Annotated in this window: 20 protein-coding genes; 7 read left to right on the top strand and 13 right to left on the bottom strand. The window is 64.6% G+C overall.

Annotated elements, in window-relative coordinates; translation table 11 throughout:
• Window positions 1–246 precede the first annotated feature (246 nt).
• From AC3WL8_RS14820 to AC3WL8_RS14830, 3 genes are read right to left on the bottom strand one after another with little or no spacing between them, the layout of a single operon-like run.
• Window positions 247–1,425, bottom strand: a complete 1,179-nt coding sequence (locus AC3WL8_RS14820; protein ID WP_013956537.1) for an acetyl-CoA C-acyltransferase — start codon at window positions 1,423–1,425, stop codon at window positions 247–249.
• A gap of 47 nt (window positions 1,426–1,472) precedes the next feature.
• Window positions 1,473–2,117, bottom strand: a complete 645-nt coding sequence (gene pncA / locus AC3WL8_RS14825) for a bifunctional nicotinamidase/pyrazinamidase (RefSeq protein ID WP_013956536.1) — start codon at window positions 2,115–2,117, stop codon at window positions 1,473–1,475.
• 30 nt (window positions 2,118–2,147) lie between these two features.
• Window positions 2,148–4,229, bottom strand: coding sequence for a 3-hydroxyacyl-CoA dehydrogenase NAD-binding domain-containing protein (locus AC3WL8_RS14830; RefSeq protein WP_153954828.1), 2,082 nt, complete (start codon window positions 4,227–4,229; stop codon window positions 2,148–2,150).
• 489 nt (window positions 4,230–4,718) lie between these two features.
• On the opposite strand from AC3WL8_RS14830, the gene AC3WL8_RS14835 reads away from it, so the two are divergent.
• Window positions 4,719–6,281 (top strand): amino acid permease, encoded by a 1,563-nt coding sequence (locus AC3WL8_RS14835; RefSeq protein WP_492378381.1) that lies wholly within the window; start codon window positions 4,719–4,721, stop codon window positions 6,279–6,281.
• Between the two features lie 94 nt (window positions 6,282–6,375).
• Here the strand turns inward: AC3WL8_RS14835 and AC3WL8_RS14840 are convergent, their stop codons facing one another.
• The 7 genes from AC3WL8_RS14840 to AC3WL8_RS14870 form a co-directional block, all read right to left on the bottom strand.
• A complete protein-coding gene (locus AC3WL8_RS14840; RefSeq protein ID WP_211980987.1) occupies window positions 6,376–8,646 on the bottom strand; it encodes a TonB-dependent receptor in 2,271 nt (756 codons plus the stop codon).
• A 461-nt stretch (window positions 8,647–9,107) separates the two neighbouring features.
• Window positions 9,108–9,821: an ABC transporter ATP-binding protein gene (locus AC3WL8_RS14845; RefSeq protein ID WP_153954830.1), complete on the bottom strand. Its 714-nt coding sequence runs from the start codon at window positions 9,819–9,821 to the stop codon at window positions 9,108–9,110.
• Window positions 9,821–10,594, bottom strand: coding sequence for an ABC transporter ATP-binding protein (locus AC3WL8_RS14850; protein WP_013956531.1), 774 nt, complete (start codon window positions 10,592–10,594; stop codon window positions 9,821–9,823). The genes AC3WL8_RS14845 and AC3WL8_RS14850 overlap by 1 nt, the downstream gene beginning before the upstream one ends.
• Window positions 10,591–11,904: a branched-chain amino acid ABC transporter permease gene (locus tag AC3WL8_RS14855; protein WP_013956530.1), complete on the bottom strand. Its 1,314-nt coding sequence runs from the start codon at window positions 11,902–11,904 to the stop codon at window positions 10,591–10,593. Before AC3WL8_RS14855 ends, AC3WL8_RS14850 begins: the two co-directional genes overlap by 4 nt.
• Before the next feature lie 4 nt (window positions 11,905–11,908).
• Complete coding sequence (locus tag AC3WL8_RS14860; RefSeq protein WP_010810051.1) at window positions 11,909–12,856, bottom strand: branched-chain amino acid ABC transporter permease; 948 nt, start codon at window positions 12,854–12,856, stop codon at window positions 11,909–11,911.
• A 190-nt stretch (window positions 12,857–13,046) separates the two neighbouring features.
• Window positions 13,047–14,297, bottom strand: a complete 1,251-nt coding sequence (locus AC3WL8_RS14865) for a branched-chain amino acid ABC transporter substrate-binding protein (RefSeq protein ID WP_013956529.1) — start codon at window positions 14,295–14,297, stop codon at window positions 13,047–13,049.
• A gap of 140 nt (window positions 14,298–14,437) precedes the next feature.
• Window positions 14,438–16,063 (bottom strand): 3-(methylthio)propionyl-CoA ligase, encoded by a 1,626-nt coding sequence (locus AC3WL8_RS14870; RefSeq protein ID WP_013956528.1) that lies wholly within the window; start codon window positions 16,061–16,063, stop codon window positions 14,438–14,440.
• A gap of 458 nt (window positions 16,064–16,521) precedes the next feature.
• Here AC3WL8_RS14870 and AC3WL8_RS14875 point away from each other — a divergent pair, with 458 nt between their 5' ends.
• The 6 genes from AC3WL8_RS14875 to AC3WL8_RS14900 all read left to right on the top strand — a co-directional run bounded on the left by AC3WL8_RS14875 (window position 16,522) and on the right by AC3WL8_RS14900 (window position 20,748).
• Window positions 16,522–18,093 (top strand): protein adenylyltransferase SelO, encoded by a 1,572-nt coding sequence (locus AC3WL8_RS14875; RefSeq protein WP_153954831.1) that lies wholly within the window; start codon window positions 16,522–16,524, stop codon window positions 18,091–18,093.
• A 115-nt stretch (window positions 18,094–18,208) separates the two neighbouring features.
• Window positions 18,209–18,673, top strand: coding sequence for a peptide-methionine (R)-S-oxide reductase MsrB (gene msrB / locus AC3WL8_RS14880; protein ID WP_153954832.1), 465 nt, complete (start codon window positions 18,209–18,211; stop codon window positions 18,671–18,673).
• A 38-nt stretch (window positions 18,674–18,711) separates the two neighbouring features.
• The gene (locus AC3WL8_RS14885) at window positions 18,712–19,251 is read left to right on the top strand and encodes a septation protein A (RefSeq protein WP_013956524.1); all 540 of its coding nucleotides are present in this window, start codon (window positions 18,712–18,714) and stop codon (window positions 19,249–19,251) included.
• 40 nt (window positions 19,252–19,291) lie between these two features.
• A complete protein-coding gene (locus AC3WL8_RS14890) occupies window positions 19,292–19,606 on the top strand; it encodes a BolA family protein (protein WP_013956523.1) in 315 nt (104 codons plus the stop codon).
• 4 nt (window positions 19,607–19,610) lie between these two features.
• Window positions 19,611–20,405, top strand: a complete 795-nt coding sequence (locus AC3WL8_RS14895) for a peptidylprolyl isomerase (RefSeq protein WP_013956522.1) — start codon at window positions 19,611–19,613, stop codon at window positions 20,403–20,405.
• A gap of 43 nt (window positions 20,406–20,448) precedes the next feature.
• Window positions 20,449–20,748: a hypothetical protein gene (locus tag AC3WL8_RS14900; RefSeq protein ID WP_013956521.1), complete on the top strand. Its 300-nt coding sequence runs from the start codon at window positions 20,449–20,451 to the stop codon at window positions 20,746–20,748.
• A gap of 9 nt (window positions 20,749–20,757) precedes the next feature.
• Here AC3WL8_RS14900 and AC3WL8_RS14905 read toward each other — a convergent pair whose 3' ends face one another.
• From AC3WL8_RS14905 to AC3WL8_RS14915, 3 genes are read right to left on the bottom strand one after another with little or no spacing between them, the layout of a single operon-like run.
• A complete protein-coding gene (locus AC3WL8_RS14905) occupies window positions 20,758–21,291 on the bottom strand; it encodes a creatininase family protein (RefSeq protein ID WP_211980985.1) in 534 nt (177 codons plus the stop codon).
• On the bottom strand, window positions 21,261–21,533 hold the full coding sequence (locus tag AC3WL8_RS14910) for a creatininase family protein (protein ID WP_211980984.1): 273 nt from the start codon (window positions 21,531–21,533) through the stop codon (window positions 21,261–21,263). Before AC3WL8_RS14910 ends, AC3WL8_RS14905 begins: the two co-directional genes overlap by 31 nt.
• Window positions 21,530–21,706 (bottom strand): hypothetical protein, encoded by a 177-nt coding sequence (locus AC3WL8_RS14915; RefSeq protein ID WP_194946851.1) that lies wholly within the window; start codon window positions 21,704–21,706, stop codon window positions 21,530–21,532. The genes AC3WL8_RS14910 and AC3WL8_RS14915 overlap by 4 nt, the downstream gene beginning before the upstream one ends.
• Window positions 21,707–21,840 lie beyond the last annotated feature (134 nt).

The raw sequence follows: 21,840 nt of genomic DNA on the forward strand, positions 1-21,840 counted from the left end.
ACCAACCGCCGGTTTGCTCCCCTCTCCCGCCTGCGGGAGAGGGGCTGGGGGAGAGGGCCGGCGTATGGCAAGCGCCGGAACGCTTCACTCCGTGGAGACTCCCGCCCTCTCCCCCGCCCCTCTCCCATAAATGGGAGAGGGGAGCAAACCGGCGTCGGGTGTAAAGCTGTGGTCAAAAAAAGGCGCATACGCGCCCTGCCTGGTCCCATGCAAAGCATGGGACCAGCGCCATGACCGTGCCCTGCTTCAGAGCACTTCGAACAATCCAGCCGCGCCCTGCCCACCGCCGATGCACATGGTCACCACCACGTACTTCACACCGCGGCGCTTGCCTTCGATCAGCGCATGGCCGACCAGGCGCGCGCCCGACACACCGTAGGGGTGGCCCACGGCGATGGCGCCGCCGTTGACGTTCAGGCGGTCCATCGGGATGCCCAGCGTATCGGCGCAATACAGCACCTGCACGGCGAAGGCTTCGTTCAGCTCCCACAAGCCGATGTCGTCGACCTTCAGGCCAGCCTTCTTCAGCAGCTTGGGCACGGCAAAGACCGGGCCGATGCCCATCTCGTCCGGCTCGCAGCCAGCCACGGCAAAGCCGCGGAACACGCCCAGCGGCTGCAGGCCGCGGGCCTCGGCCACGCGTGCGTTCATTACCACGGCAGCCGAAGCGCCGTCCGAGAACTGCGAGGCATTGCCGGCGGTGATCACGCCGCCCGGCACGGCGCTGCGGATCTTGGCCACGCCTTCCAGCGTGGTATCGGCGCGGATGCCTTCGTCGGCGGAGATGGTGACTTCCTTCGTCACCAGCTGGCCGGTCGATTTGTCGGCCACGCCCGCCAGCACCGTCATCGGCACGATCTCGTCCTTGAACTTGTCGGCTTCCTGCCCGGCGGCGGCGCGTTGCTGGCTGCGCACGCCGTACTCATCCTGGCGCTCCTTCGAGATGTTGTAGCGCTTGGCCACGTTCTCGGCGGTCTGCAGCATGTTCCAGTAGATTTCCGGCTTGTTCTTCAGCAGCCAGCTTTCCTGGACCATATGGCGGTTCATCTCCTGCTGCACGCACGAGATGCTCTCCACGCCGCCGGCGACGAAGATGTCGCCCTCATCGGCGATCACGCGCTGGGCGGCCATGGCAATGGTCTGCAGGCCAGACGAGCAGAAGCGGTTGACGGTGGCGCCGGGCACGGTGACCGGGCAGCCGGCGCGCAGTGCGATCTGGCGCGCGATGTTGGCGCCGGTGGCACCTTCCGGATTGGCGCAGCCCATCAGCACGTCTTCCACTTCGGCGGCCTCGATCTTGGCGCGGGCAATGGCGTGCTGGACGGCATGGCCGCCCAGCGTGGCGCCGTGGGTCATGTTGAAGGCGCCCTTCCAGCTCTTGGCCAGGGGGGTCCGCGCGGTGGATACGATGACTGCTTCGTTCATGTCTTGCTCCTCGGAATCTCTTGTGTCGTTCAGTTCGGTGGTTCGGTTCAGCCCTGGCCCTTGAGCAGTTCAGCGGACGTGACGCGCGCAACGCCGGCGGCGCCGAGGTCCTGCCATGCCCTGGCCAGCGACCCTTCCAGGTCGATGGCGCGGCAGGCATCCTCGATCACCGCGGCGGCAAAGCCCGCGGCGCGCGCATCGAGCGCGCTCCAGGCCACGCAGTAGTCCGTCGCCAGCCCGGCGCAGAACACGCGCTTGACGCCATGCTCGCGCAAGTAGCCGGCTAGCCCGGTGCGCGTGGCGCGGTCCGCCTCCAGGAAGGCGGAGTAGCTGTCCACATCGGCGTGATGGCCCTTGCGGATCACCAGCCGCGCATGCGGCACGTGCAGGCCCGCATGCAGCGCAGCGCCGGGCGTGTCCTGCACGCAATGCACCGGCCACAGCACCTGCTCGCCATACGGCAGCGTCAGCGTCTGGAACGGCTGCGTGCCCGCATGGTTGGCCGCGAACGAGACGTGGCTGACGGGATGCCAGTCCTGTGTCAGCACCACATGACCGAACGCACGCGCCAGCCGGTTGATGACGGGCACCACCTCATCGCCGTGGGGCACGGCAAGCGCGCCGCCCGGCATGAAGTCGTTCTGCACGTCGATCACCAGCAGGCAATCGTCCGGTCCGATAGTGGTGTTCATCTCAGCTCCAGGCTGAACCGTGTGGCTGTATTAACCGTTAAAGCCCTTGCCTTCGTCCGCCAGCTTCTGCAGCAGCGGCGCGACCTGCCAGGCTTCACCGTGGTAGCCCTTGGCATAGCGCTTCATCGACAGCGCCACGTTGTACAGGCCGACCTGGTCCGCGTACAGCATCGGGCCGCCGCGGAAGAGCGGGAAGCCGTAGCCGGTCAGGTACACCATGTCGATATCCGAGGCCTTGGAAGCAATGCCTTCTTCCAGGATCTTGGCGCCTTCGTTGACCAGCGCGAACACCAGGCGCTCGACGATCTCTTCGTCAGAAATCTTGCGGCGCGTGATACCCAGGTCCTTCGAATGCTGCACGATCATGTCGTTGACCTGCTGGTTCGGGTACGGCTTGCGGTCGCCCGCCTTGTAGTCGTACCAGCCCGCGCCGGTCTTCTGGCCGAAGCGGCCCATCTCGCACAGCAGGTCGGCGGTCTTCGAGTACTGGATGTCCGGCTTGTCCACCGCGCGGCGCTTGCGGATGGCCCAGCCGATGTCGTTGCCGGCCAGGTCGCCCATGCGGAACGGGCCCATGGCAAAGCCGAACTTCTCGATGGCCTTGTCCACCTGTTCCGGCAGCGCGCCTTCGTCCAGCAGGTAGCCTGCCTGGCGGCTGTACTGCTCGATCATGCGGTTGCCGATAAAGCCGTCGCACACGCCCGACACCACCGCGGTCTTCTTGATCTTCTTGCCGATCTGCATGACCGTGGCCAGCACGTCTTTGCCGGTCTTCTCGCCGCGCACCACTTCCAGCAGCTTCATCACGTTGGCCGGGCTGAAGAAGTGCATGCCGACCACGTCCTGCGGACGCTTGGTGAACGAGGCGATCTTGTTGACGTCCAGCGTGGAGGTGTTCGAGGCCAGGATCGCGCCTTGCTTGGCGACTTCATCCAGCTTCTTGAACACGGTCTCCTTGACGCCCATTTCCTCGAACACGGCCTCGATGATCAGGTCGGCGTCCTTGAGGTCGTCATAGGACAGCGTGGTGCTCAGCAGGCCCATGCGCTGCTCGACCTTCTCCTGCGTCAGCTTGCCCTTCTTGGCGCTGTTCTCGTAGTTCTTGCGGATCGTGGCCACGCCGCGGTCCAGCGCTTCCTGCTTGGTTTCCAGGATGGTGACCGGGATGCCCGCGTTCAGGAAGTTCATGCTGATGCCGCCACCCATGGTGCCGGCGCCGATCACGGCGACCTTCTCGATCTTGCGGGTCGGCGTGCCTTCGGGCACGTCGGGGATCTTGCTGGCGGCACGCTCGCCGAAGAAGGCGTGGCGCAGCGCGCGCGATTCCGGCGTGGTCACCAGGAACAAGAAGCCCTCGCGCTCTTCCTTGAGGCCTTGCTCGAACGGCTTGAGCGAGCCGGCCACCGCTTCCAGGCACTTCAGCGGCGCCGGGAAGTTCTTTGCCATCGCGGCCACCGTGTTGCGGGCAAAGCCCAGGTAGCCTTCGGGGTTCTCGTGGCGCACCTTCAGGTCGCGCACCTTGGGGTGCGGGCCGGCGGCGGCACCGACGTTCTGCGCGAACTTGACCGCCGCGGGCAGCACGTCACCGTCGACGATCTCGTCGAACAGCTTGGTGCCGGCGAACTTCTCGGACAGCACGGGGGTGCCCGACACAATCATGTTTGCCGCGGCCTCCAGGCCGATCACGCGCGGCAGGCGCTGCGTGCCGCCGGCGCCGGGCAGCAGGCCCAGCTTCACTTCCGGCAGCGCGATCTGCGCGCCCTTGGACGCCACGCGGTAGTTACAGCCCAGCGCCAGTTCCAGGCCGCCACCCATGGCGACCGAGTGCACGGCGGCCACCACCGGCTTGGAGGAGCCTTCCAGCACGCGGATCACCGAGTGCAGCGTCGGCTCCTGCATGGCCTTGGGCGTATTGAATTCACGGATGTCGGCGCCGCCCGAGAAAGCCTTGCCAGCGCCGGTGATGACGATGGCCTTGACGGCGGCATCGTCCAGCGCACGGGTCATGCCTTCGACGATGCCAAGCCGGGTGCTGTGACCCAGGCCGTTGACAGGGGGATTGTCGAGCGTGATGACGGCTACGCCGTCCTGAACCTGATACTGCGCTGTCATGCTGGTTCCTTTGGTGTCAAAAGTTGTCTCGGGATTCGAATTCTCGAATTCATTTTTTACTGCAAGGCGCGGCCAGCGGCGGCCGGCGACTGCTGCGGGAGGTGACTGTCATGGGCGGGTAAACCCTCCGCCCGACCTGCCGCTTTCCCGCGTCCCGCAACGCCTTCCGGCGCTTGGGCGAAACAAGCATACACAAAATAGCACGGTCGTTCAATTTCAATTTTCGGACTATTCCGGCGACATGCGCGGCGCGAATGCCGCCCCTGATCGCGATGCATGGAGGGGGCACCTAACCCAGCGCCAAATCGCCATGACGTGCCTGATAGAGCACTTTCAGAGTGCGACTGAGTGCCGCCTCTAAATCAGTATCGGACTTTATTTGACCGACACGGACAAATCGCGCGGGCCGACACGGTAGACTCGCGGCTTTTCGTTTTTTGCCGTCCGGGTTCCACAAGATGCGGATCGGCGGAAGGTCCAGCGACCCTGATGTCTTCCCCCTCACATTCCCACGCTCACGAGCACCAGCACCCGGTAGTCGAGCACGACCACCTCAAGCGCAAGCTCAAGGCCCGCCACCTGACCATGATTGCCATCGGCGGCGCGGTCGGCACCGGGCTGTTCGTGGCCTCGGGCGCCTCGATCGCGCAGGCCGGCCCCGGCGGCGCGCTGCTGATGTACATGCTGCTCGGCCTGATGGTCTATTGCCTGATGACCAGCCTGGGCGAGCTGGCGGTGCATATGCCAGTGGCCGGCTCCTTTGTCACCTACAGCGCGCTCTATGTCGACGAAGGCTTCGGCTTCGCGCTGGGCTGGAACTACTGGTTCAGCCTGGCGGTGACCATCGCCGTGGAACTGACCGCGGCGCAGCTGGTGATGCAGTACTGGTTCCCCGAAATGCCCGGCGTGGTCTGGAGCGCCGCGTTCCTGCTGCTGATGTTCGGGCTCAATGCGTTCTCGGTGCGCGGCTTCGGCGAGGCCGAGTACTGGTTCGCGCTGATCAAGGTGGTGACCGTGATCGTGTTCCTGGGCGTGGGCCTGTTAATGATCTTCGGCATCATGAAAGGTGGCCCGCAGTCGGGCTGGCGCAACTTCACCATGGGCGACGCGCCCTTTGTCGGCGGCATCCCGGCCATGATCGGCGTGGCGATGATCGCGGGCTTCTCCTTCCAGGGCACGGAAACGGTGGGCGTGGCCGCCGGCGAAGCGGAGAACCCGGCCAGGACCATCCCGCGCGCGATCCGGCAGACCTTCTGGCGCATCCTGCTGTTCTATGTGATCGCGATCCTGATCATCGGGGTGCTGATTCCCTATACCGATCCCAGCCTGCTGCGCAACGACGTCACCGACGTGGGCGTGAGCCCGTTCGCACTGGTGTTCCGCCACGCCGGCCTGGCCTTTGCCGCGGGGCTGATGAACGCGGTGGTGCTGACCGCGCTGCTCTCGGCCGGCACCTCCAGCATGTACGTGTCGACCCGGATCCTCTACGGCCTGGCCGTCAGCGGCCGCGCGCCGCGCGCGTTCGGCAAGCTGACCGTGAGCGGCGTGCCATTCAATGCGCTGCTGGCCACCACCGCCGTGGGCGCGCTGTGTTTCTTCAGTTCGCTGTTCGGGAACAAGGCGGCCTACCTGTGGCTGCTCAACACTTCGGCCATGACCGGCTTCTTTGCCTGGCTGGGCATTGCCATCAGCCATTACCGCTTCCGTCGCGGGCTGGTGCACCAGGGCTATGACGTAGGCATGCTGGCGTACCGCTCGCCGCTCTATCCCTTCGGCCCCATCTTTACCGTGATGCTGTGCGTGGTGATCGTGGCCGGGCAGAACTACCAGGCGTTTGCGGATATTCCGAACCTGTGGCCGGAGATCGTGGCGACCTATATCGGCGTGCCGGCGTTCCTGGCGCTGTGGTGGGGGTACCGGGCCGTAAAGAAGTCACGGCTGATTGATTACGACGATATGCCGTTTGACTTGCCGAAACCGCCGGTTCACTCCCCTCTCCCGCTTGCGGGAGAGGGGCAGGGGGTGAGGGCAGGCACTGGCATGACTTCGTAGGGGCGCCCCGCCCTCACCCCCCTCTCCCGCAAGCGGGAGAGGGGGCACACAGATTGCGCAGGCCGAGGTTGCCGAACTCCGGCCGCAGTACCCCTCAGAACCTGAAGTTCGCCGTCAGCATGCCAAAGCGCCCCGCCCCCAGCGCGCCGTAGTGGTTGTGCGCCTTGGTGTAGTACGTCTTGTCGAACAGGTTCTGGATATTGAGCTGCAGCGACAGGTTCTTGTTCACCTTGTAGGCGCCCATCAGGTCAAAGCGCCAGTACGACGGCACATACAGCGAGTTGGCCGGGTTGGCATAGACCTTGTCGACATAGTACGCACCCGCGCCCAAAGTCAGCGCCGGCAGCACCTGGTAGGTGGTCCACAGGCTGAAGCTGTTCTTCGGCGTATTGGGGAACTGGTTGCCGTTGTTGGCCGCGTTGACTGCCTGCGGACCGTTGTCGATCAGCTCGCTGTTCAGGTAGGTATAGCCGCCGAACACGCCCCACTTGTCGGTCAGGCTGCCGGCGAAGCCCAGTTCGAAGCCCTTCACGCGCTGCTTACCGGCATTGATCGTGGTGTTGGCATCAACCGCGACCCGCGCGTTGTTCTTCTCGATCTGGAAGATCGCACCGGTCAGTGACAGACGGCGAGCCAGCAGGTCCCACTTGGTGCCAATTTCCACCGAACGTGAGGTTTCCGGCTCCAGGTTGCGCTGCGCCAGGGTAATGTTGTCCGCCCCGTCGCCATTGGTTGAGCCCGGCGGCGTCGACGAAGTACCGTACGACACATAGATGCTGCCGTACTCGACCGGCTTGTAGACCACGCCCGCCTGGTAGTTGAAGAAGTGCGACTTGTTGCGGACATCCAGCTGCGCCACGGCTGCGCCAGTGTTCGGGTTGCTGTACGCGTTGGCGAACGAGTGCGTGTCGTAGTTGTCGTAGCGGACGCCGCCGTTGACCAGCCACTGCTTGGTGATCTCCACCGTGTCGAACAGGTAGACCGACTGCGTGTTGGTGGTCGTGGTGGTGGTGACGGGCATCTTGGTGATGCTGCCGCGCCACGGGTCGTTCGGGTTCGGGTTGGCCAGCGGCGCGCAGTCGAAGCTGGCCACCAGCGACGCATTGCAGATCCCCGCGGCCGCCGCGGGGTTGGCCGAGACCACGTTATATGGGGTGTTACTGGTATCGTCGCGGCTGAACTCAAAGCCGAACAGCACGGTGTGCTTGAGGCTGCCGGTGTCGAACTTGGCGCTCAGGTCGGTCTGGTTGGTCAGCGTCTCGGTCGCCGAATCACGGCTCTTGGTATTGCGCCAGACAAAGCCGCGCGGCACGTTGCCCTTGCTGTCGTCAGGGTTGGTGACGATGTAGTTGTTGCTGGCGCGGCCCCAGCGGCTGGTGTTGCTGAACACCAGGCCGTTGCGGAAGTCATGCTTGACCGTGGCCGTGGCGATATCGGACTGCGTCTTCTGGAAATCGCGGTCGGTCAGGCCGTAGAAATTGTTGCGGTCGACACTGGCCGGCTGCGACGGACTGGCCTTGGTCGACTGGCTGGCAGGACGGGAATACGGGATGCTGTAGTCCGGCATGCCGTTGCCCTGCAGGTGGTAGTACGACAGCGTGACCTGCGTGGGCGAATTCAGGCCAAAGGTCACGGACGGCGCGAAGCCCCAGGAGTTCTGGTCGACCTCGTTGCGGCCGGGCACGTTGGCGGTATACCCCAGCGCATTCAGGCGCACGGCAGTATTGTCGTTGAGCACGTAGTTGCCGTCAGCCGTGGCGCGGAAATAAGAGTCCGTGCCCACGCCCACCGAGCCCTGCGCGAAGTTCTCACTGGTCGGCAGCTTCGACACGATGTTGATCATGCCGCCGGCCGAGCCCTTGCCGCCAAAGGCCGAGCTCGGGCCCTTGATGACTTCGATGCTTTCGATATTGAAGGTGTCGCGTGTCTGCGAAGCGGTGTCGCGCACGCCGTCGACATAGATGCTCGACATCGAGTCGAAGCCGCGGATAAACGGACGGTCGCCGATCGGGTTGCCGCCTTCGCCGGCGCCGAAGGTGATGCCCGGCGTGGTGCGCAGCGCGTCCTGCAGCGAGTTGGAACCAGTCTGCTGTACCACCTGTGCCGGCACCACGGTGACGGACTTGGGGGTATCCAGCAGCGGCGCGGTGAACTTGGCCGACTGGGCCTCATCCACCTTGTAGCCGTCCTCCTTCGCCCCAGTCACCGTCACGCTCTGCAGCGTCACGGGCTTGGTGCCGGCACCGGCCACGGCGGCAGGCTGGCTCTCCTGCGCCGCAGCGCCCTGCATGGCAAACACTGCCATGGCGCCGGCGAGCGCCCCGGCCAGCGGATTCAGCCGGAACGTGTCCTGTTGTTGTTTCACGATCTACCTTCCCTTTGTAGTTTTCTTGACTCGATCTATTCATGGTCATGAAGACAAGTTCAGGCAGCGCGAAAGCTTTGATTCATGTCATCCATAACGGCGGGCGATTATAGATTGATACAAATCAAAACACAAACACGAATCATTCGCATTCAACTATAAAAAGTGTCGAATACAATGCATGAAACGGCAGAAATGGCTGCATATATCAATTTTGCGTGACAATATAGCCACTTTTTGATGGTGCACGGCAGCTAGTTGACTAGTCTACTTCGCGCTACCGGCGGGCATGGCGCGTGCGGGAGCGTCCGCCCGGCGTTGCTTTCCCGTCACCGCCAGGGCGCTGACAAGCTATTGATTCTTCTGATATTTCAGCCCGGCTGAAGCTGTGCCGCAGGGCGCGGCTGGGCCTTGGCGCCGGGTCGATGCAGACCCGGCGCAAATCCATGGTAAGCGCCGGATCAGACCTCCAGCCACTCCTTTCTCACCTGCGAGTTGGCCTTCAGCTCCGCGGGCGTGCCTTCGAACACGATGTGCCCGTGTCCCATCACGTAGACGCGCTGGGAAATGTCCAGCGCGATCGCCAGCTTCTGCTCGATCAGCAGCACGGAAATACCCCGCTCCTTCAGCGTCTTCAGGTAGTCCCCGACCAAGGCCACGATCATCGGCGCCAGCCCTTCGGTCGGTTCGTCGATCAACACCAGGTCGGGGTCGCCCATCAGCGTGCGGCACAGCGTCAGCATCTGCTGCTCGCCGCCGGAGAGCACGCCGGCCGAGGTGTTCTCGCGCTCCTTCAGCCGCGGGAACATGTTGAACATGTCCTCGACGGTCCAGCGCGGCTTGGCCTGCCGTGGGTTGCGCTTCTCCCCCAGCAGCAAATTCTGCCGCACCGTCAGGGTCGGAAAGATGTCGCGGTTCTCCGGCACATAGCCAATCCCGAGGTGCGCGATTTCGAAGGTACGCCGCCCCAGGATCTCTTCGTCGCGAAACCGCACCGAGCCCTCGGCCTTGACCATGCCGAGGACGGCCTTGGCCATGGTCGAGCGCCCCACCCCGTTGCGGCCCAGCAGCGCGACGATCTCGCCTTCGTCGATATGCGCGTCCACGCCGTGGAGAATATGGCTCTTGCCGTAGTAGGCGTGCAGGCCCTGGACGTTCAGCATGCGCTTGCCCATCAGTGCGCTCCTTCGGTGGCTTCCTCGTCGAGGGTGGTGCCCAGGTAGGCTTCCTTGACCTTGCGGTTATTGCGGATGGCTTGCGGGGTATCCGTGGCGATCACTTCGCCGTAGACCAGCACGGAGATGCGGTCGGCCAGGCCGAACACCACGCTCATGTCGTGCTCCACCATCACCAGCGTCTTGCCGACGGTAACCTTGCGGATCAGTTCGACCGCGTGATCGGACTCGGAGCGGCTCATGCCCGCGGTGGGCTCGTCCAGCAGGATCACCTCGGCACCGCCGGCGATGGTGATGCCGATCTCCAGCGCACGCTGCTCGGCATAGGTCAGCAGGCCCGCCTGGCTGTCGCGGCGGTGCTGCATGCCAATCAGTTCCAGCACCTCCTCCGCGCGCTCGCGCGTGTCGCGCAGGCCCTTGAGCCGGTGCCAGAACGAATACTTGTAGCCGAGCGACCACAGCACCGCGCAGCGCAGGTTCTCGAACACCGACAGCCGATGGAAGATGTTGGTGATCTGGAAGCTGCGCGACAGCCCCATGCGGTTGATCACGAAGGGCTGCAGCCCGCCGATCTCCGCGCCGTTCAGGCGCACCGTGCCGCTGGTCGGCGCAAAGCGCCCCGAGATCAGGTTGAAGGTGGTCGACTTGCCCGCCCCGTTCGGCCCGATCAGCGCATGGCGCTCACCCTTCGGGATGCTCAGGTTCACGCCGCGGATGATCTCCGTCTGGCCGAACTTCTTGCGTACATCGGTCAGTTCCAGTGCCGCTGTCATGCCCTGCCTCCTGCGATTTCCATCTGTACCTTGTCCCACGCACCGCGCACCCGCGCCGCCGCCAGGCGCCACGCGAACAGGCCAGCCGCCCACAGCACCGCCGCCACCAGCCATGGCGTCCAGGTTGCGGCATCGAAGCCGACGCCAAACAGCGACATCGCGGTGCCGTTGGCGCTATCGACCTGAACCTTGTAGACCAGCTCGACCGTCAGGATCATGGCCAGCAGCAGCACCACGCCGGCGCCGCCGGCACGCGCGTAGGACGGCAGCATGGGGCCCAGCTTGCCCTTGCCCAGCAGCGGCATCTGCATCAGCAGCAGGCTGGCCAGCCCGCCCGGCACGAACATCACCATCAACACGAAGAACAGGCCCAGGTACAGCAGCCAGGCCTTGGTCAGGTCCGACAGCGCCACCGCGAACAGCACGAACACCACCGCGCCGATGATGGGCCCGAAGAACACGCCCGCGCCGCCGATGAACACCGCCAGCAGCACGCCGCCGGAGCGCACCGCGCTGACATTCTCGGCCGAGACGATCTCGAAGTTGATGGCGCCCAGGGCCCCCGCGATACCCGCGAAGAATGCCGACAGGATCAGCACCAGGTAGCGCACGCGCTGGGTGTTGTAGCCGATGAACTCGACCCGCTCGGGGTTGTCGCGCACGGCGTTGGCGATGCGGCCCAGCGGCGTCTGCGTCCAGGCGTACATCGCCACCATCGACAGCAGGCACCACGCCGCGATCAGGTAGTACACCTGGCGCCCCGGCCCGAAGGTGATGCCCAGGAACGGGTCACCGACCACGCGGTTGGTGGAGATGCCGCCCTCGCCGCCGAAGAACTCCGGGAACATCAGCGAGCTGGCGAACACCATCTCGCCAATGCCCATGGTGATCATGGCAAAGGTGGTGCCGGATTTCTTGGTGGTGACGTAGCCGAAGATCACGCCGAAGAAGGCGCCCGCCAGGCCGCCCACCAGCGGCAGCATCGACACCGGCAGCCAGACCTTGCCCGCCCCGACCATATTCAGCACATGCACGGCGATAAACGCGCCCAGGCCGGAGTAGACCGCGTGGCCGAACGACAGCATGCCGGTCTGCCCGAGCAGCATGTTGTACGACAGCGCGAAAATGATCATGATGCCCATCTGCGACATCAGCGTGATGGCGAAGCCCCCGGTGAAGATCAGCGGCAGCACCAGCATGGCCAGCACGGTCAGGCTCCAGATGATCCAGCGCGCCAGATTCAGCGGGCTGTAGCGCAGGGTGCGGCCGGTCACCACCGGCTCGCGGGGTTGTTGCATCGCTTGCTCCATGGTGTCAGCTCTCCCGGGTTCCCATCAGTCCACGCGGGCGGAAGATCAGCATCACCACCAGCAACAGGTACGGCAGCACCGGCGCCACCTGGGCCACCGTGAGCTTCCACAAGGAATAGAACGGCGTGGCCTCGCTGACGGCCAGCCCCAGGCTGGTCATCAGGCCCGCCAGCGAGGCGTCGATGGTGACCGCGAAGGTCTGCAGCACGCCGATCAGGATCGACGCAATGAAGGCGCCCACCAGCGATCCCATGCCGCCCACCACCGCCACCACGAACACGATCGACCCGACTGCCGCGGCCATCGACGGCTCGGTGACAAAGGCATTGCCCCCGATCACCCCCGCCAGCCCGGCCAGCGCGGCGCCGCCGCCAAACACCATCATGAACACGCGCGGCACGTTGTGGCCCAGCGCCTCGACCATCTCCGGGTGCGTCAGCGCGGCCTGGATCACCAGCCCGATGCGGGTACGCGTCAGCACCAGGTAGATCGCCACCAGCATGCCCAGCGACACCAGCATCATGAAGGCGCGGTACTTGGGGAAGGACGAGGTGAACACCGTGAACAGCGGCCCGTCCAGCTCCGCGGGAATCCGGTATGGCACCGCCGCCAGGCCCCACACCAGCTTGACGCCCTCTTCCATCAGGTAGGCCAGGCCGAAGGTGAACAGCAGCTCGGCCACGTGGCCGTACTTGTGCACCGTGCGCAGGCCGAAGCGCTCCACCAGCGCGCCCGCGCCCGCCACCAGCAGCGGCGCGAAGATCAGCGCCGGCCAGAACCCGACCTTGCTGGCGATGGTGTAGGCAAAGTAGGCGCCCAGCATGTAGAAGCTGGCGTGGGCGAAATTAAGCACGCCCATCATGCTGAAGATCAGCGTAAGGCCCGATGACAGCATGAACAGCAGCAGCCCGTAGCTGATGCCATTCAGCAGTGAGATGACGAAGAATTCCACAGCGTGTCCTTCAAGCTGGCGCCGCCATGCGTGGGCATGCCGGCATCCGTCCGGTTGGATTGAGGGTGAGCGTCCCCCTCCGGGGGCGGATGCCCGCCCCGGACGCTCCCCGGTATCGACCGAAAAAGACCGAAAGTATGCAGGATCGGGCGGCCACTTTGTCAGCGTGGCCGGCCCGTCACGAACAGGATCAGCCCGGCCGCTTCATCTGGCAGGAAGTCGGCTGGGCCGACACGTACTGGTCCATCAGCGCGTTGGTCTTCCAGCCGTAGCCGGTGTTTTCCTGGTCGTACTTAATTTCCTTGCCATCCACCTTGGTCCAGGTGGCGACCACCAGCGACTGCTGCGCCTGGTGATCCGAGTTGCGCATCTCGACCGTGCCGTTCATGCTGTCGACCTTGATCCCCTCGAGCGCCTTGGCAACCTTGATCGGATCGGTCGAGCCGGTGTCCTTGAAGGCCTTGGCCAGCATGGCAATGCCGGTGTAGGAGGCCATCACGTAGAAGTCATCGTTGTACTTCTTCTTGAAGCCCTCGATGACATCCGCTCCCTTGAACCCCTTGTTGTTGGGGTTGTAGTAGCCGACATACTTGACGTGCTCGGCGCCGGTGGCGCCCATCGCCGTGGGCACGCCGGTGGTGCCGGCGTAGTAGGTGTAGTAATTGGTGGTCAGGCCGGCATCCTTGCCCGCCTTGATCAGCAGCGCCAGGTCGCTGCCCCAGTTGCCGGTGATCACGGTATCGGCGCCAGAGGCCTTGATCTTGGCCGCGTACGGGGCAAAGTCCTTGACCTGCGCCAGCGGGTGCAGGTCTTCACCGACGATCTGGATGTCCGGGCGCTTGCGCTTCAGGTAGTCCTTGGCCGCGCGCGCCACCTGGTGGCCGAACGAGTAGTTCTGGTTGATCAGGTAGACCTTCTTGACGTTCGGGTCCTTGGCCAGGAAGGTGGTCAGCGCCTCCATCTTCATGTCCGAGTTGGCGTCGAGCCGGAAATGCCAGTAGTTGCATTTGGCATTGGTCATGTCCGGGTCCACCGCGGCGTAGTTCAGGTAGACGATCTCCTTGCCGGGGTTGCGCTCGTTGTGCTTGGCCACCGCGTCCTGCAGCGCCAGCCCGACCGACGAGCCGTTGCCCTGCACGATATAGCGGATGTTCTGGTCGACCGCCTGCTTGAGGATGGTCAGGCTTTCCTGCGGCGACAGCTTGTTGTCGAAACCCACCACCTCAAACTTGTGCGCGCCGGCCCAGTTCTTCTGGTTGGCGATGTCGGCGACATACTGCCAGCTCTTGAGCTGGTTCTGCCCAACGGGAGCCATCAGCCCCGATAGCGGGTCAATGAAGGCGATCTTCACCGTATCCGCGAGTGCGGTACCTGAAACCAGCGCAGAACCCAGTGCGGCAAACACGGCCACACCGGCCACCAGCGGACGCATTTTGGTCATACCTGTCTCCTTCACTCTTGTCGTTGGCTTGTCGTCGTATTTGGCTGGCTGCGCGGCGTCCTCCATGCCACGCCCTGCAGCCGGCCCCGGACACGCCATGCCGCAAGCAGGCATGGCGCACCGGAAAGCGCGTGCCGGCGTCAGGCGGTCGGCAGCTTGTAGTCCTTGAACTGCTCGCGCAGCTTGAGCTTCTGCATCTTGCCGGTGGCGGTCAGCGGGATCTCGGTGACAAAGGCCACGTCGTCCGGGATCCACCACTTGGCGACCTTGCCCTCGAAGAACTGCAGCAATTCTTCGCGGGTGACTTCGGCGCCGGGCTTCTTCACCACAACCAGCAGCGGGCGTTCATCCCACTTGGGGTGGTAGGCTGAGATGCAGGCCGCCATATGCACCGCGGGGTGCGCAGCGGCGACGTTCTCGATATCAATCGACGAGATCCATTCGCCGCCGGACTTGATCACGTCCTTGCTGCGGTCGGTGATCTGCATGAAGCCATCGGCGTCGATGGTGGCGACGTCGCCAGTCGGGAACCAGCCGTCGGCCAGCGGATTGGCATCGTTGCGGAAGTAGCGGTCGATGATCCACGGCCCGCGCACCATCAGGTCGCCGAAGGCCTTGCCGTCCCACGGCAGCTCGTTGCCGTCGCCATCGACAATCTTCATGTCGACGCCGAAGATCACGCGGCCCTGCTTTTCCTGGATCTTGTGGCGGTCGGCGTCGGACAGGTCCTGGTGCTTGGCCAGCAGCTTGCACGACGTGCCCAGCGGCGACATCTCGGTCATGCCCCAAGCGTGGATCACTTCCACATCCAGCGCCTCGAGCGCGCGGATCATCGCCGGCGGCGCGGCCGAGCCGCCGATCACGGTGCGGCGGAAGGTGGAGAACTTGAGCTTGTTCGACTGCACGTGCTGGAGCAGGCCGAGCCACACCGTCGGCACGCCGGCGGAGAAGGTCACCTTCTCCTGCTCGAACAGTTCATAGATCGAGGCCCCGTCCAGCTTGGCACCCGGCAGCACCAGCTTGGCGCCGACCAGCGGCACCGAGTACGGCAGGCCCCAGGCATTGACGTGGAACATCGGCACCACGGGCAGGATCACGTCGCTGGCGGAGCAGCCCAGCGCGTCGGGCAGTGCCGACGCATACGAGTGCAGCACCGTCGAGCGGTGCGAATACAGCGCGCCCTTGGGATTGCCGGTGGTGCCCGACGTATAGCACAGGCTCGACGCCTGGTTCTCGTCGAACTGCGGCCATTCGTAGTTGCCGTCCTGCGCGTCGATCAGCTCCTCGTAGCACAGCAGCGGCACCTTGGATTCGGCCGGCATATGCGCGCGGTCGGTCATCGCCACCCACCCCTTGACGTTGGGGCAATGCGGCGCAACGCCTTCCACCAGTGGCAGGAAGGTCAGGTCGAAGAAGACATAGCCGTCTTCCGCGTGGTTGACGATATAGGCAATCTGCTCGGGGAACAGGCGCGGGTTGATGGTATGGCAGACGGCGCCCATGCCGGACACGCCGTAGTAGATCTCCAGGTGGCGGTAGCCGTTCCAGGCCAGCGTGCCGACGCGCTCGCCCTGCTTCACGCCCAGTGCGCCCAGCGCCTGCGCCAGCTTGCGGGCGCGCAGTTCGCAATCGCGGTACGTATAGCGATGCAGGTCGCCCTCCGTGCGCCGCGAGACGATCTCGGTGCTGCCGTAGTAACGCGCGGCGTGTTTGATGATGGAGGAAATGAGCAGCGGCGCGCTCATCATTTGACCCATCAATGCCATGAACCTGCCTCCTGAATGTCTTGTGTAATTCGCCTGAAAACGAACAACCGTACTATTTTTTGGCGGTCGTTTCCATGCACCAAATCGGCATCCGGCCGATCTCGTTGTGCACTGCCGTACTGTCGTTGCGTATTGCCGTCGGGGTTGCCGTCGGTATTGCCATCGAATTCGGGGCCGCAATTCTGCGAAAAGCCCATGCACCGGATTCATGTGCGCACTGAAGGAGGAAAATAACCGTGCGGTGCATGGCGGCATTCACTCGGTCGAGCGGTCGAGTGCCGTTGAGGACGTACAATACTGCGTGGCATGTTGCACCTCAACATGTCGTTTTCCCTAGCCACCATCGCATTTTCGTGCGCCCGGCATGCCGCGCTGCACCGCCTTTTACGCGGTTCGCCGCACATCGACGAACGCACGGAATTCGCACCGCCCCTTGCGCCCCGAGGCGCCCCTACGCGATGCCAGACACGCCCCAGTCACAAGCTCCGCAGCCCTCCGACACAGCCACGCCGGCCACGCTGTCCGTGCCCTTTCGCACCGCGCCCGGCTTCGCCGAACTCGGCATGCAGTTCTTTACGCGCCTGCGTCCCACGCCGCTGCCGTCACCCTACCTGGTGGGGGTGGCGCCGGCCGCGGCGGCGCTGCTCGGCTGGGACGCCAACATCGGCAGCCGCGAGGACTTTATCGAGACCTTTGTCGGCAACCAGGTGCCGGACTGGGCCGACCCGCTCGCCAGCGTATATTCCGGGCACCAGTTCGGGGTGTGGGCCGGCCAGCTCGGCGATGGCCGTGCCATCCGCCTGGCGCAGGCCGAGACCGCCACCGGCCCGTGGGAAATCCAGCTCAAGGGCGCGGGCCTGACGCCCTACTCGCGCATGGCCGATGGCCGCGCGGTGCTGCGCTCGTCGATCCGTGAGTACCTCTGCTCCGAAGCCATGGCCGCACTGGGCGTGCCGACCACTCGCGCACTGTCGATCATGGGCTCGGACGCGCCGGTGCGCCGCGAGACCATCGAGACCGCCGCGGTGGTGACCAGGCTGTCGCCGACCTTTATCCGCTTCGGGCACTTCGAACATTTCGCCGCGCACGACGACGTGGCCGCGCTGCGCAAGCTGGCGGATTTCGTCATCGACAACTTCATGCCCGCGTGCCGCGACGACACCCAGCCCTACCAGGCGCTGCTGCGGGAGGTCTCGCTGCGCACCGCCGACCTGATCGCGCACTGGCAGGCGGTGGGCTTCTGCCATGGCGTGATGAATACCGACAATATGTCGATCCTGGGCCTGACCATCGACTACGGCCCGTTCGGCTTCCTCGATGCATTCGACGCCAACCATATCTGCAACCACTCCGACACGCAGGGCCGCTACGCCTACAGCCAGCAGCCGCAGGTGGCGTTCTGGAACCTGCACTGCCTGGCCCAGGCGCTGCTGCCGCTGTGGCTGGCACCGGAGGATGCCGACAAGGAAGGCGCGCGCGACGCCGCCGTGGAAGCCGCGCGCGCGGCGCTGGACCCGTTCCGCGAGCGCTATGCCGCGGCGTTCTTCCGCCACTACCGCGCCAAGCTGGGCCTGCGCCCGCCTGCCGGCGGCGACGACAAGAGCGATGAGCCACTGCTGACCAGCCTGTTCCAGCTGTTGCATGGCCAGCGCGTGGACTACACGCTGTTCTGGCGCAAGCTGTGCGGCATTTCATCCACCGATGCCGCGCGCGACGCGCCGGTGCGCGACCTGTTCCTGGATCGTGCCGCCTTTGACACGTGGGTGGCCGACTATCGCGTGCGCCTGCGCGCCGAGCAGTCGCACGATGCCGCGCGCGAACTGGAAATGCTGGCGGTCAACCCCAAATACGTGCTGCGCAACCACCTGGCCGAAACCGCGATCCGGCACGCCGGCGAGAAGGACTTCACCGAAGTGGACCGGCTGCTGGCAGTGCTGTCGCGCCCCTTCGACGAACAGCCGGAGGCAGAACACTACGCGGCGCTGCCGCCGGACTGGGCGTCCGGCCTGGAGGTCAGTTGCTCGTCGTGACGCCATGTGATCCGCGCCCTGCACGCCGGCGCCAGCCGGTGTAAGGTTCGCGCAGTTCGCACGACCAATGCCTTAACTGAGGAACCCATCCGAGGAAGCCCTGCGAGGACAAACCATGACCACCACCAAGACCGACGCCGAGTGGCGTGAACAACTCTCCGACATCGAATACCGCGTGACCCGCGAGGCCGCCACCGAGCGCCCGTTCACCGGCCGCTACTGGGACCACTGGGACAACGGCATCTACCACTGCGTGGGCTGCGGCGCGCCGCTGTTCGAATCCGCCACCAAGTTCGATGCCGGCTGCGGCTGGCCCAGCTATTTCCGCGCCATCAACGGCGAGGTGATTGCCGAGCACGTCGACCACAGCCACGGCATGACGCGGGTAGAGGTACGCTGCAAGGAATGCGGCAGCCATCTGGGCCATGTCTTCGAAGATGGCCCCGCCCCGACCGGTCTGCGCTATTGCATCAACTCGGCTGCGCTAAAATTCGATGATCGCGACCCGGCACAGCGTGCGGCGGATGATGCCCACGCCGCCGGCAGCGGCGACAAACCCCGGCGCGACCCGCAGCGCTGAACGCTCCGGCAAGCACGCCGGACACAACCTGGTACCGCATGAAATTCCTGTTCGACCTGTTCCCGGTCATCCTGTTTTTTGCCGCCTTCAAGCTGGCTGACATCTACACCGCCACCGCCGTGGCCATTGGCGCCACGGTGCTGCAGATCGGCTGGGTCTGGTTCCGCCACCGCAAGGTCGAGCCGATGCAGTGGGTCAGCCTGCTGATCATCGCGGTGTTCGGCGGCGCCACGCTGGTGCTGCACAACGAGACCTTCATCAAGTGGAAGCCGACCGTGCTCTACTGGATGTTCGCGGTGGCGCTGCTGGGCTCGGTGATCGGCTGGCGCAAGAACCTGATCCGCGCCATGATGGAAAAACAGGTGACCCTGCCCGACCCGGTGTGGGCGCGGCTGAACGCCGCCTGGGCCGGCTTCTTTGCCGCCATGGGCGTGCTGAACCTGTACGTGGCCTACCAGTTCTCGACCGAGACCTGGGTCAACTTCAAGCTGTTCGGCAGCATGGGGATGATGCTGGTGTTCATCGTCGCCCAGAGTGTCTGGCTGTCGCGCCACATGCCCGAGAACAGCCAGGACTGACGGCCCCGCCCCCGCACCCCCAAACCGAAGGAAACCATTGATGGCAGCCGATCCCGCCACTATCGAGGCGATGCTGCGCGAAGCGCTCGCCCCCAGCCACCTGGCCGTGCGCGACGACAGCGCGCTGCACGCCGGACATGCCGGCGCCGCATCCGGCGGCGGACATTACCACGTGACAATCGTCAGCGAGCGCTTTACGGGTCACAGCCGGGTTGCACGACACCGCATGGTGTATGATGCGCTGCGCGGTCTGTTCCCCGCGCAGATCCACGCACTTGCCGTGACTGCGTTCACCGACCAAGAGTACCAATCCCGCGCATCATCACACTATTCTTCCAGCAACTCTCAGACCTGATTCCATGAAGACCACCGTCCTCTCGTTCAGCCTGGCGGCTGTGCTTGCTGCCGGCAGCCTGCCGGCCATCGCCCAGAATGCCGCCGTCGTGAATGGCAAGGCCATTTCATCGGCAAAGCTGGACAAGTTGATCGCCGGCACCGGCCAGCCCGACAACCCGGAGCTGCGCTCGCGCGCACGCAACATGCTGATCGACCGCGAACTGCTCTCGCAGGAAGCCAACAAGCGCGGCCTGACCCAGCGCGACGACGTGCAGGAACAACTGGAACAGGCCCGCCTGAACGTGCTGGCCGGCGCAGTGTTCGAAGACTACGTGAAGACCCACGGCGCCAGCGACGCCGAGTTGCGCAAGCAGTATGACAAGATCAAGTCGCAGTTTGGCAACGGCAAGGAATACCACGCCCGCCATATCCTGGTGGAAAAGGAAGCCGACGCCAAGGCGATCATCACCAAGATCAAGGGCGGCGCCAAGTTTGAGGACATGGCCAAGGCCTCGTCCAAGGACCCGGGCTCCGCGGCCAACGGCGGCGACCTGGACTGGGCCAACAGCAGCAGCTACGTGCCTGAGTTCTCGGCAGCCATGACCGGCCTGAAGAAGGGCCAGCTGACCGATACGCCGGTCAAGACCCAGTTCGGCTGGCATATCATCGAACTGGTCGACGTGCGCGACGCCAAGATCCCGTCGTTCGAAGAGGTCAAGCCGCAGTTGACGCAGATGCTGATGGGGGACCAGAACTGGCAGCGCGAGCAGTTCCAGGCCATGATGAAGTCACTCAAGGACAAGGCCAAGATCCAGTAAGGCACGGTCCGGTCGCCCCCCGCCGGTCCTGCAAGATTCAAGGATGCAGCGCGTGGAGTCGACTGGCCGTTACTGGCAACTCTGGCATCTCTCGTCCCGGGGCATGTGCTATTGCGCACTTGCCTGGGCGACCCTGGACGGCGCCGCCCCCGGCTGGCGCCAGCTCCACCCCTACCTGCCCCTGCGTGACCGTTACGCGCCCGAGAAGATCCTGCACGCCGTGGTGGCGTACAGGGAGGCTCGCGGCGAGATCAGGCCGCCTCCGGGTTTTGAATCGGGGCGCATGCTGACCTACGCCTATGCGTCATGGAGTTCACGCCTGCTCCCTCCGCTTGCCGGCTGAACCTTGCCTTCACTGGCGCAGGTCGTAGCGCCACCCCGTTTCATCGAGCTGCCTGATACTGTCGGTAACCAGTCCGACCAGCGCGTCCAGCATCTTGCTGCCCTTTTCCGCGCTGGCCCAGGTCGGGTCACCGGTGGCGCCGGTCGCCGAAACCTTGGCGATATCCCACATGATCTGTACGCGCTCGCCGATGCGGATGCTGTCTACCGGCATCTGCCGCATGGCCTTGCCCAGGTCGCACAGGTCCGGAAACACCGCCATGGTGATCGAGGTTTCACCTTCGCCGCCGTGGCCCAATCCATTCCACTCGGCGAAGAAGCCGTCGCCAAGCCGGCTGCCGATCACCGACCACCAGGCAGGCAGGAAGGCGAACACCACCTTCGGGTAGCGCTGCTTGACCTTGCGCTGGGCGATCTCGAGCGGCGCAATATTGCCGTCGTGCCCGTTCAGCACAAAGATGTACCGGATATCGTAGGCAATCAGGCTCTCGAAGATATCCTCGGCAAGCGCCGTCACCGTCTTGAAGCGCAGCGAGACCGCCATCGGGTGGCGTTGTAGCGCATCGAGGTGCCGAACGGCACGCCGGGGACCACAATGGTCCGTTCAAGCCGTTGCGCCGCCAGCCGTGCCACTTCGGCGGGAACGAACAGGTTCGGCCCGAGCGGCAGGTGCCCGCCGTGACTTTCGCAACTGCCAAAAACGGTGATGTCGCTGTCTATACCGCCAGCGGCAAACATGGCCTCCAGTTCGGCCGTGGAGAACTCATTCAGCAAGACCTTCTTCATGATGCGTTCTCCGCCAGCGGCTGCGCTTTCGCGTTTAGGACCGGATGCAACAACAGGTACACCAGTACCAGCACCGCGATCAGCATGATGACGGGCGCCACCGGCACCGCCAGCCGCTCCAGCCCTTTCATGCCGGACATCGAGGTCGCGGTGAACAGCAGGCCGCAGGTCACGCATGCCAGGAACACTTCCAGCGTGATCGGCGCGATGTCGAATCCCAGGCGGGCCGGTTGACATCCTCCCCGTCCTCAGCCTTCGGCTGCCGCCTTACGGCGGAAAGGACGAGGATTCCTACGGCGCTACGTGA

It is taken from the genome of Cupriavidus sp. FW305-F7 (assembly GCF_058782875.1).

Coding starts and splice junctions, on each gene's coding strand:
- AC3WL8_RS14820 (WP_013956537.1), bottom strand. CDS start 1,425: ATGAACGAAGCAGTCATCGTATCCACCGCGCGGACCCCCCTGGCCAAG.
- AC3WL8_RS14870 (WP_013956528.1), bottom strand. CDS start 16,063: ATGGCATTGATGGGTCAAATGATGAGCGCGCCGCTGCTCATTTCCTCC.
- msrB (WP_153954832.1), top strand. CDS start 18,209: ATGACCACCACCAAGACCGACGCCGAGTGGCGTGAACAACTCTCCGAC.
- AC3WL8_RS14830 (WP_153954828.1), bottom strand. CDS start 4,229: ATGACAGCGCAGTATCAGGTTCAGGACGGCGTAGCCGTCATCACGCTC.
- pncA (WP_013956536.1), bottom strand. CDS start 2,117: ATGAACACCACTATCGGACCGGACGATTGCCTGCTGGTGATCGACGTG.
- AC3WL8_RS14835 (WP_492378381.1), top strand. CDS start 4,719: ATGTCTTCCCCCTCACATTCCCACGCTCACGAGCACCAGCACCCGGTA.
- AC3WL8_RS14850 (WP_013956531.1), bottom strand. CDS start 10,594: ATGACAGCGGCACTGGAACTGACCGATGTACGCAAGAAGTTCGGCCAG.
- AC3WL8_RS14900 (WP_013956521.1), top strand. CDS start 20,449: ATGCAGCGCGTGGAGTCGACTGGCCGTTACTGGCAACTCTGGCATCTC.
- AC3WL8_RS14855 (WP_013956530.1), bottom strand. CDS start 11,904: ATGGAGCAAGCGATGCAACAACCCCGCGAGCCGGTGGTGACCGGCCGC.
- AC3WL8_RS14885 (WP_013956524.1), top strand. CDS start 18,712: ATGAAATTCCTGTTCGACCTGTTCCCGGTCATCCTGTTTTTTGCCGCC.
- AC3WL8_RS14875 (WP_153954831.1), top strand. CDS start 16,522: ATGCCAGACACGCCCCAGTCACAAGCTCCGCAGCCCTCCGACACAGCC.
- AC3WL8_RS14845 (WP_153954830.1), bottom strand. CDS start 9,821: ATGGGCAAGCGCATGCTGAACGTCCAGGGCCTGCACGCCTACTACGGC.
- AC3WL8_RS14910 (WP_211980984.1), bottom strand. CDS start 21,533: ATGAAGAAGGTCTTGCTGAATGAGTTCTCCACGGCCGAACTGGAGGCC.
- AC3WL8_RS14890 (WP_013956523.1), top strand. CDS start 19,292: ATGGCAGCCGATCCCGCCACTATCGAGGCGATGCTGCGCGAAGCGCTC.
- AC3WL8_RS14905 (WP_211980985.1), bottom strand. CDS start 21,291: ATGGCGGTCTCGCTGCGCTTCAAGACGGTGACGGCGCTTGCCGAGGAT.
- AC3WL8_RS14895 (WP_013956522.1), top strand. CDS start 19,611: ATGAAGACCACCGTCCTCTCGTTCAGCCTGGCGGCTGTGCTTGCTGCC.
- AC3WL8_RS14865 (WP_013956529.1), bottom strand. CDS start 14,297: ATGACCAAAATGCGTCCGCTGGTGGCCGGTGTGGCCGTGTTTGCCGCA.